The 9,366-nt window shown below is 42.9% G+C and carries 7 protein-coding genes; 3 read left to right on the forward strand and 4 right to left on the reverse strand.

The window, feature by feature from the left end:
* Positions 1 to 279 precede the first annotated feature (279 nt).
* On the forward strand, positions 280 to 2,160 hold the full coding sequence (locus tag BT147_RS16030; RefSeq protein ID WP_072330794.1) for a S8 family serine peptidase: 1,881 nt from the start codon (positions 280 to 282) through the stop codon (positions 2,158 to 2,160).
* Between the two features lie 122 nt (positions 2,161 to 2,282).
* Here the strand turns inward: BT147_RS16030 and BT147_RS03185 are convergent, their stop codons facing one another.
* The 4 genes from BT147_RS03185 to BT147_RS03200 all read right to left on the reverse strand — a co-directional run bounded on the left by BT147_RS03185 (position 2,283) and on the right by BT147_RS03200 (position 6,929).
* On the reverse strand, positions 2,283 to 2,687 hold the full coding sequence (locus BT147_RS03185) for a hotdog fold thioesterase (RefSeq protein ID WP_072330919.1): 405 nt from the start codon (positions 2,685 to 2,687) through the stop codon (positions 2,283 to 2,285).
* A 170-nt stretch (positions 2,688 to 2,857) separates the two neighbouring features.
* Positions 2,858 to 4,630: an ABC transporter ATP-binding protein gene (locus BT147_RS03190; protein ID WP_072330796.1), complete on the reverse strand. Its 1,773-nt coding sequence runs from the start codon at positions 4,628 to 4,630 to the stop codon at positions 2,858 to 2,860.
* 56 nt (positions 4,631 to 4,686) lie between these two features.
* On the reverse strand, positions 4,687 to 5,931 hold the full coding sequence (locus BT147_RS03195; RefSeq protein ID WP_072330798.1) for an FAD-dependent monooxygenase: 1,245 nt from the start codon (positions 5,929 to 5,931) through the stop codon (positions 4,687 to 4,689).
* 35 nt (positions 5,932 to 5,966) lie between these two features.
* Positions 5,967 to 6,929, reverse strand: a complete 963-nt coding sequence (locus BT147_RS03200) for a hypothetical protein (RefSeq protein WP_072330800.1) — start codon at positions 6,927 to 6,929, stop codon at positions 5,967 to 5,969.
* Positions 6,930 to 7,093: 164 nt separating this feature from the next.
* On the opposite strand from BT147_RS03200, the gene BT147_RS03205 reads away from it, so the two are divergent.
* Both BT147_RS03205 and BT147_RS03210 read left to right on the forward strand, forming a co-directional pair.
* Positions 7,094 to 8,995: an ABC transporter permease gene (locus BT147_RS03205; RefSeq protein WP_072330802.1), complete on the forward strand. Its 1,902-nt coding sequence runs from the start codon at positions 7,094 to 7,096 to the stop codon at positions 8,993 to 8,995.
* Between the two features lie 83 nt (positions 8,996 to 9,078).
* The coding region (locus BT147_RS03210) for a helix-turn-helix domain-containing protein (RefSeq protein WP_143187890.1) at positions 9,079 to 9,366 on the forward strand (288 nt) is incomplete at its 3' end.

The raw sequence follows: 9,366 nt of genomic DNA on the forward strand, positions 1-9,366 counted from the left end.
AAATAGAAACACTATTAAATCTACATGAACTGTGGACTTGGTTTAGAAACAGCGAAGCCTTCGATTGAGTAGCATCAATCCATCCAGTGGCCGAAAAATACTTTAACCGTTTAACGTATTAATTTTTCACAAAATTAATAAATCTTAATATTATATTTTAGGCTGATCTCATGTAATTCGCTGTCTCCACCTTGCCCAGCTTAGTAGATGCTTTAATGCCGCATGTTGCTAAGTCACAAACCAACAAACAAAACCCACTATGGGAAAGGGGTATGTAAGATGAAGAAGGGGTACAAACGCGTAGGCTCGATGGTAGCCGCGGTAGGACTAGCGCTCTCTTTACTCGCTCCCACTACCGTAAGCGTACAAGCAGCTCCTGTTAGCAAAGCGGCGGAAGTAGCCAAGAATTCCATCATCGTAAAGTTTAAGTCAAACATCAGCACAACCAAAAAAGTAAGTCTCCTAAAGTCAAATAAAGCAAACGTACTCTCCGAGAATAAAAAACTTGGTTTCCAAGTCATTAAGATTCAGGATCAAACGGTAAAAGAAGCAGTTGAACAGTACTCGAAAATGCCAGAGGTTGAATATGCAGAACCAAACCAACTGGCACATGCATTCTGGACACCAAACGATCCGAAATATACCTCCGACCAATACGGACCACAAAAAATGCAAGCACCACAAGCTTGGGATGTAACCAAAGGTAGTAGCAGCACCGTTGTCGCTGTTGTTGATACGGGGGTTCAAGCTAACCATGAAGATTTAGCCGGAAAACTAGTATCTACCGGACGCGATTTTGTTGACAATGATGACAATGCTGAGGATGGCCAAGGTCATGGTACCCACGTAGCTGGAACCATTGCCGCCACTACAAACAATGGTATTGGTGTAGCGGGTGTCGCTCCTGAGGTAAAAATCTTACCTGTACGTGTATTGGACAGCAACGGCTCTGGTACTTATGAGTGGGTGGCCAATGGTATCACATATGCCGCTGACAACGGAGCCAAGGTGATCAACATGAGCTTAGGTGGATCGGGTAGCTCACAAGCATTGGAAGATGCAGTAAACTACGCATGGAGCAAAGGTGTCGTCATCATGGCTGCTGCTGGTAATACCCCTAGCACAGCTCCTAACTATCCTGCCTACTATGCCAACTGTATCGCCGTAGCTGCCACAGATAGCAATGATGCAAAAGCATCGTTCTCCACCCATGGTAGCTGGGTAGATGTAGCCGCTCCTGGAGTAGATATCATCTCCACCAAAATGGGTGGTGGTTATGTCAAGTATAGTGGTACTTCGATGGCAACACCTCATGCAGCTGGGGTAGCAGCCTTAGTCGCTTCCCAAGGCAAAAACCATACAGAAGTACGTGAAATCCTTGAAGCGACAGCAGACAAAATCAATGGAACCGGTAACTACTGGGCACATGGTCGTTTAAATGCTTATCGTGCAGTTATCAACGATCGTAATGACGACGGTGGCGGCGGAGACGAAGAAGATACCTTCGAGCCAAACGACACCTTAGCTACTGCTTACGGTCCAATCAACTCTGGCAAAGCATACGATAGCTTCATCTTCTCCAATACGGATGTTGACTACTACAAATTTAACGTAGGCACAGCTGGCGCAGTCAATATCAGCTTGACTAACCTACCTGGTGACTACGATCTCTCCCTCCACGACGCTTCTGGAGCAGAACTAGCGAAAAGCATCAAAGGCGGAACAAATCCTGAAGCAATCGCTTACAATGCTACCTCGGCTGGAGTCTATTACGTCAAAGTAATCGGATACAGTGGCGCTTTCAGCAAGACACAGGCATACAAACTAACCGCGAACTTCCCGGCGGGGGCTTCCTGGCATGAAGAAGACAAACGTTTCGACACACCTCACCCATACCGTAACTCTGTCAGCGAAAGCCACACCTACACGAAAGCTGGCGCTCAAAAAGTAGCTCTTCACTTCAGTAAGCTCGAAACAGAAGCAAACTACGATTTCGTTCATATCAAAGACAAAGCTGGCGCTACTAAAGCCACTTTCACTGGTACGAAAAATGATTTCTGGGTAGAAGTAGATGGCGACACCATCACAGCCAATCTCGTTTCTGACTGGATCATCACGAAATACGGCTACACCATCGACAAAGTGAAGTACTATCAGTAATCAAGTAACAAAAAAACCAAGGGGATACGTCCTCTTGGTTTTTTTGTTATGCGAATCTTTATAGGAGCGTTAGCGTGTAGTATCCTGATCACCAGGTGTCTAGGTTTTTTGTCCATTTTTCTCTACTTTGGATCAATAATCGCCATCGTACAACGTGAAACACAGAGTAACTTCCTTTCTTCATCTACAATCTCTATGTTCCACACCATCGTACTACGCCCCTCATGAAGAACGGTCGCAATCGCGGTCACGATCCCATCTTTTTTCGAGCGAATATGATTGGCATTAATCTCTAAACCCACTGTCCCTTTTCCCATAGGCGCCACCTTAAAATATGATCCAAAGCTGGCCGCCGTTTCAGCTAGAGCTACAGATGCCCCTCCGTGCAGAAGCCCCATGGGTTGTCTCGTTTTAGGACCTACCGGCATAGTGAGAACCACCTTACTCTCACTTAACTCTACTAACCCAATATCAAGGGCTTCTATTAACGTTCCTTTTATAAACTCTTCCCATTCCGCTCGGTTTATCACAGACTTCACCCCTTTTATGTAAACACCCTCATCATCAACATACTTACTTTAGATTATAAAATAAATGCACTGAAATGAATACCTAATCAGTTTATTCCATAACACACTCCCGTAAAAAAACTGCCTCCCCTTTACCCGGAAGGCAGTTACTATTCTGATACATAGTCCTATAACTCAACTGAATCCTTTATCTCCAAACGAAACTGTTGCTCCACCAACCGCTGATAAAGCAAATGGCTCTTCAATAATTCCTCATGCGTTCCGATCCCAGTCAATGTCCCTTTTTCTAACACTAGAATCCGATCCGAATCTACGACCGTCGATAATCGATGAGCGATAATCAATGTCGTTCTACCCTGCATTAAGTTTTGCAACGCATCCTGGACTACCTTTTCCGAAGTGGAATCCAGTGCAGAGGTCGCTTCATCTAACATAAGAATCTTCGGATCATGTAAGATCGCACGTGCAATCGCGATCCGTTGGCGTTGACCACCCGAAAGCATGATCCCACGCTCGCCTACTTGAGTATCAAATCCATTTGGCAAATCTCGAATAAATTCTGCCGCGTAAGCTAGTTCAGCCGCACGAAGGATTTCCTCTTCCGTCACTTCCCGTTGCATGGCATAGCAGATATTTTCTCGTATCGTTCCTGCCAGAAGGGGACTCTCCTGCGATACGTAGCTAATACAACTTCTCCACTCTCTTAAATCAAACTTTTCTAACGAAACATTCCCGATCCGAATTTTTCCCGAGCTAGGGTGATAGAAACGCTCTACAAGAGAAAAAATTGTCGTTTTCCCACTTCCACTCGGACCGACAATAGCTGTTACTTCTCCCGGTTCGATGGTAAAGGTAACATCATGTAACACTGCCTCATGATCGAGGTAAGAGAAGCTAACATTTTCAAAACGAATCGGTAAGGTAGGATTTACTTTCGGTAGGTCTCTTTCCTTCTCCAGCATCTCGGGTTCACGGTCGTGCTCTAGGATTTCAATGATCCGCTCTGTCGCCCCCATCGCCTTCTGCAAGCTTGTGAAGAAGCGCGTTAACATCGTAATCGGCATCAAGATTTGGAACAAATATAAAATAAAGGCTACCAAATCCCCTGCAGTTAAGTCTCCCGTCGAAACACGATACCCTCCGTATCCAATAATGACTACCAACATAAACATCATCACGAAGCCCATGAGTGGTTGTAAGATAGCGAATATGCGTGCTTCTTTTAGCCCTGTCTCAAAAAGATGATCTATTCCTTGATCCCCGTTTTTGCGTTCTACGGGTTCACCTACATATGCTTTCACCAAGCGAATTTCCGAAATTACTTGTGTAATCGTACTGGTAAACTCGGCTGTTTCCGTTTGTAGACGCTTCGAAACCTGTCTCATCTGCTTGCCTAGTGGCCGCATGATGAGAAATATGACGGGTACAGCACTTAACATCACAAGTGTCATCGACCAATCTAGGTACAGCAAGATGGACAGAGATCCGACAAGTGAAATCATCCCCGTAAAAATAGACACGAGCTGGTTGCTGATCAATTCTTTAATCACAGCGGTATCATTATTAATACGGCTAATCGTCTCACCTGAACGATTTTGATCAAAAAAAGAAATGGGCAAATGAAGCGTTTGTTTCCAAATTTGCTTTCGAATATTAGCTACTACTTTTTCTCCCAGATACGCTAGATAGTAAGTAGAAACTCCGCCGGCAATCCCTTGAACTAAGAAAGCACCTAACAAAAGCCAGATAAATTGGTACTGAAAGTGGTCGAATGAGATCACATCGACTAAGTTTTTAGTAAAGAGTGGAACGATAAGGCTCGCTATCGTAGAAAGCAGACTGAGAGCCAACACTAAAACGATCATGGCTCTTGGTAACGATTTTAGGTTAACCAGTCCCATAAACTTTTTCATATCAATTTTTCTTTTTTGTGATTCCATATGGCAAGGTTCACTCCCTTCAAGTAGATTATTCTGTCCAAGCGAAATTCCTTTGCTTATCCCTTATTTTTAAATTGAAATTTCTCATCTATGTGGATATCTTTCGGTAACGTCATCATCTTCCTTAATACTGTCGTGGCGATAGGCGTACGAGTGAAGAGCGCAAGTAAGTAGGGACGTAATGCATTTATAATGGGATTTCGGTTAAATAGCATCCGTCCCATTCGTATTTGGATTTCATGAATCTTGCGGATTTCTCTATCCCTTTCCTGCTGGACACGTCCTAATGAGCTGGCAGAGACATCCCCATTTCCTAATGAATTATAGATTGCCTCAGCGGCAATGGCTGAAGTGGTGACGGCTAGTGATACACCGATAGCACCTGCTGGTGAGGAACAATGTGCGGCATCTCCTATCAGCAGGCAGCCATCTTGTGCCCACTCCTTCACATATTGTGTCTTCGCTTGTAAGGGAACAAATGAACGGAAGCTGGTGACTGTTTGTAAAAAAGGATGAAAAGCAGAAGACATCTCCGCCAAATCTGCTTTAAACAATTCAATCCCCTCTCGTTGGATTTGCTTCCATCTCCCGCTTCCCAGAACAATTCCGACTTGTAGAAGGTTCGGGTATTTGGGTAAAGTAAGGTAGGGATATTGATCTGTCATATGAAATTGCAATACATCTTGTGGATTTTCAGGTTGATCCATATTAAACCAGATGATATCGCCGGGGTAATCCTCATATTCGAGCTGAAATCCTCCTAATCGTCGAACCGTAGAGAACCGTCCATCAGCTCCAACGGTCACTTTGGCCCGGATTTCCGTTCGTTCTTTATGCTCTGTTTCAATCATGACACCTGTTACCTGCCCATTTGTACGTAGCAACTCTTTTACCGACGCATGAAACTTCATGTGAAAGTGAGGAGAGTCTTTTATAAAGTCAAAATACGCCTGCAACAATATCGGTTGTGGTGTCCAAATAGCATAAGGAATCTCAGGGATAAAACGATGAAAGGCAAACTCCCCTAACTTTCGGCCTTGTTGAAAAAAAGCACCCGCTCTCACTTGGGCATGTGGAAGACTCTCAATGTATGAACGCATTCCAAGTTGCTCCATTAACTGCAAGAATCGGGGTTGCAGCACTTCGCCCCGATATTCGCGATCAAAATTCCCTTGGCTTTCTACAACCATTACATCGACTTCAGCCTGAGCCAGCATCATTCCGAGAACCATCCCCGCTGGCCCACCGCCCACAATCACCACATCTGTTTCGACGACTCCTGATTTTTCACGCTCGTCCATCCTAGATCGCTCCTCACAAGAGATTACCCGATTGCCTAGCGATACCCATTATATACATATGTACGACTATAAGAACCTAAGTTACCAAAATATACTTCCATCAAATGGACTGGATCGGTTGCCATTTCACCTGCTTCAACAGGGCCATCGTCAGAATCATTCCATTGCCATGCCGTATTCGCAGCATTGTCTTTCCCGTTATCACCCTTAAATGTTCCCCAACTAGCAAACGTATTCGGATCGTAACGATGATCCCAGAGGCCGCCGGGGGCAAATGTATTTACTAATGTGTATTTCACAGAGCGATCATTTCCACTGGAAGGGGCTTCTGATGTCTGACGATCTGGATAATAGACAACTCCATCTCCCCCAGGGAAATTCTTTCCATTCCAGTTGTAAATACCATGTCCTTTTGCATCTTGGTAAGTAGTTGGGCGACTCACTCCACCGTAATCCACCATACGAATGCTACCATCAATGTTTTCCTGCCCATCTGTCAACGGACTGCCCGCAGGCGTATACGAGTAGAAGTCGCTATGATAAACCGTTACCATGCCTTCTAACTTACCGTGCGTGGTACCATCCTTCCTTACAATCATCATTGCACCTTCCGCATCATTTTCATGTGTGTCTAGCCCGAAATCAGGATAATCCACCCAATCACGAGGATGATAAAAAGTATAGATCAAGAAGTAATGAGACTGTGTCTCGGTAACAGAATACGTAACCGACCCCTTGAGACGACTAGCATCATCATCCTGATGTTCCCAGTTATTATTCATTATCCAGTCACCATCATAGTTCATAGCCGTGATATAATCTGCATCCGCATCCGTATCATCGGTATCCTGATAATGGACTGGAGCCCAACGATACGCCAAGTCTGTATAATCCGGCGCCGCAAGAGCCGAAACAGAAGCAAACGGGCTTGCAATAATCATCACGGTTAGTAAAATCGTCACAACATACTTCATATACCACTTAGAACCGTTTTTCATAAGCATTTCATCCCCTTTTCTAATGCCAAACTCACTTCTGTCTCCACTACTGATATCCTTACAGTTTTTTAAGATTCATATAAGGTTTATCGATATTTTCTACCTTATATACATGATACATTATTAGCCACACGCACATAATAGGAAAAAGGAGTGACCTTTACATGAACTTTCGTCAGTTCGCATTTAATAACGTCAAACGGAATCGACGTGCCTACTCTGCCTACTTTCTGAGTAGTTCATTTGCAGTTATGATTTTCTTTGCCTATGCTCTATTCATCTTTCACCCCGAGTTGGCAAAATCATCCCTTGGAGATCAGGCTAAAATGGGAATGATAGCAGCGGCCTATGTAACTTTTGCTTTCTCATTTTTATTTGTTCTTTATTCCATCAGTGCTTTTTTAAAGATCCGAAATAAAGAGTTTGGATTATTGACGATCTTAGGGGCACAGCGAAAACAGATTAATAAACTGATTTTCCTAGAAAATATATTGATTGGATTCGCTTCGATTGTGACTGGAATTCTAGGTGGGCTCCTTTTTGCAAAGTTATTTCTCTTATATGGATCTAACGTTGTAGAGACAGACCTTTCCTTTTATCTACCAGCAAAAGCAATAGGACTCACGATAATTGCTTTCTCCGCTCTCTACATTGTGATCTCCTTTTTAACCCTCTTCTTTATCCGTCAAAAAAGAGTGTTGGAATTATTAATGGGGACAAGCAAGCCGAAAAAAGAACCGAAAGCACATATCCTGCTAGTTCTCACATCCATTCTTTTAATCGGCACTGCATACTATTTACTGTATAGAAACTTTAACACCATCCTTTTGGCTCTCACACTAGGGATTCTCGGCACGTACCTCTTCTTTACTCAATTTAGTGTGTATATGATGCGGTTACTGAAAAAAAATCGCTCTTTCTTCTGGAAAGGCACTAGGATGTTATGGGTTTCAGAAATGGCTTATAAGATAAAAGATAATGCGCGGATGTTTTTCATGATCACGATTGTGACCGCGATGGCTTCAGTAGCGATCGGTCTTGTCCAGTCATTCGATTATATGGGAAAAGATTCTTATAAAGACATTCCCTTTGCTGTTACTTTCGATGTTCCCAAAGAGTACAAGAACTGGAAAACTGATATGCAAAAAATTGATCAAGAGTTAGACCGAGCAAGAGTTAAATATGATAAGGTAATTGCTAAGTCAACTACAATTCAGGTGGATGAAAACCGTTCCGCGAATGTGATTAATGAATCTAGTTACCGACAGTTAGCTAAGTCGCTTGGACTGAAGGCTCCAAATAAATTGAAATCTGAAGAGGCAATCTATATCGCTCCTAAGTCAGATAAACAAAAAATACAGGTAGGTCAAAAAGTATCAAAGTATCAGATCGTGGAGCGAGTCAATAAAAGAATGACTGGCTACCTACCCCTTTTAGTTGTGAATGATGAAGCCTATCAACAGATTCAAGCCAATTCCGTTAAAGAAAAAGATCTATCAGAGGGAATATCTGTATATTATTCTATTCCAGCTTGGTCCGGAGAAAAACCCCCTCTCTCTAATTCTGATCAAGTGGAGATTAGTAAAAAGATAGAGAAGGGCTTTATGAGCAAAGATGGCTATGTGTCCACTAGAGCAGGTAGTTATATCGAATTTAAACATTCAACTAGTTTGCTTAGTTTTATCTGTATCTTTATCGCAGCTGTATTCTCGCTTGCCACTGCCAGCTTCCTGTATTTCAAACTATATACTGATCTAAATCAAGATCAGCGTATCTATCATATGCTTTCTAAAGTTGGCCTCAGCACTAGCGGTATGAGGCGGGCTTGCACGATCCAAATTGCTATGCTGTTTTTCATCCCACTTATCATTGCAGGCTTGGAAGCATTGTTGAGTCTACAGATTTTAAATAAAGATATACTTGGTCATCTTCCAATTTGGGAAATGCTGACCCCTTCCCTAATCAGTATATCTGGGTTCTTCGCTGTCCAGCTTATCTATTTCCTTATCGTTCGAGTACTATATCTGAAGCAACTAGATAAGGTTATGGTAAGATCCGGTAAGTAGAGGAATAGGGCTGTCTGAGAATTGAACTGCACCCCAATTGTTGGACATGAAATTAAAATCCAATAGTTGGAGGTGCTTTTTCTATGGCTAAATATTCATTAGAAATAAAATTGAAAGCTGTACAAGCCTATCTCGACGGCGTCGAGTCGTACAAAACCATTGCTCAACGGTATCAAGTAGGAGAAATGGATGTAGTGAAATGGGTGTCTCTATATCAAGAACATGGTTACCAAGCTTTACAGAAAAGATATACAAATCACTCTGTCGAGTTTAAAATGGACGTACTTAATTTTATAAACGAAACAGGAGCGTCCATTAGAAGAGCAGCCGCTGTTTTCAACATACCTTCTCCTCAAACCGTACGGACTTGG

The organism is Thermoactinomyces sp. DSM 45891 (assembly GCF_900119485.1).
GTDB lineage: Bacteria > Bacillota > Bacilli > Thermoactinomycetales > Thermoactinomycetaceae > Baia.

Coding starts and splice junctions, on each gene's coding strand:
- BT147_RS16030 (WP_072330794.1), top strand. CDS start 280: ATGAAGAAGGGGTACAAACGCGTAGGCTCGATGGTAGCCGCGGTAGGA.
- BT147_RS03190 (WP_072330796.1), bottom strand. CDS start 4,630: ATGGAATCACAAAAAAGAAAAATTGATATGAAAAAGTTTATGGGACTG.
- BT147_RS03195 (WP_072330798.1), bottom strand. CDS start 5,931: ATGGACGAGCGTGAAAAATCAGGAGTCGTCGAAACAGATGTGGTGATT.
- BT147_RS03200 (WP_072330800.1), bottom strand. CDS start 6,929: ATGAAAAACGGTTCTAAGTGGTATATGAAGTATGTTGTGACGATTTTA.
- BT147_RS03205 (WP_072330802.1), top strand. CDS start 7,094: ATGAACTTTCGTCAGTTCGCATTTAATAACGTCAAACGGAATCGACGT.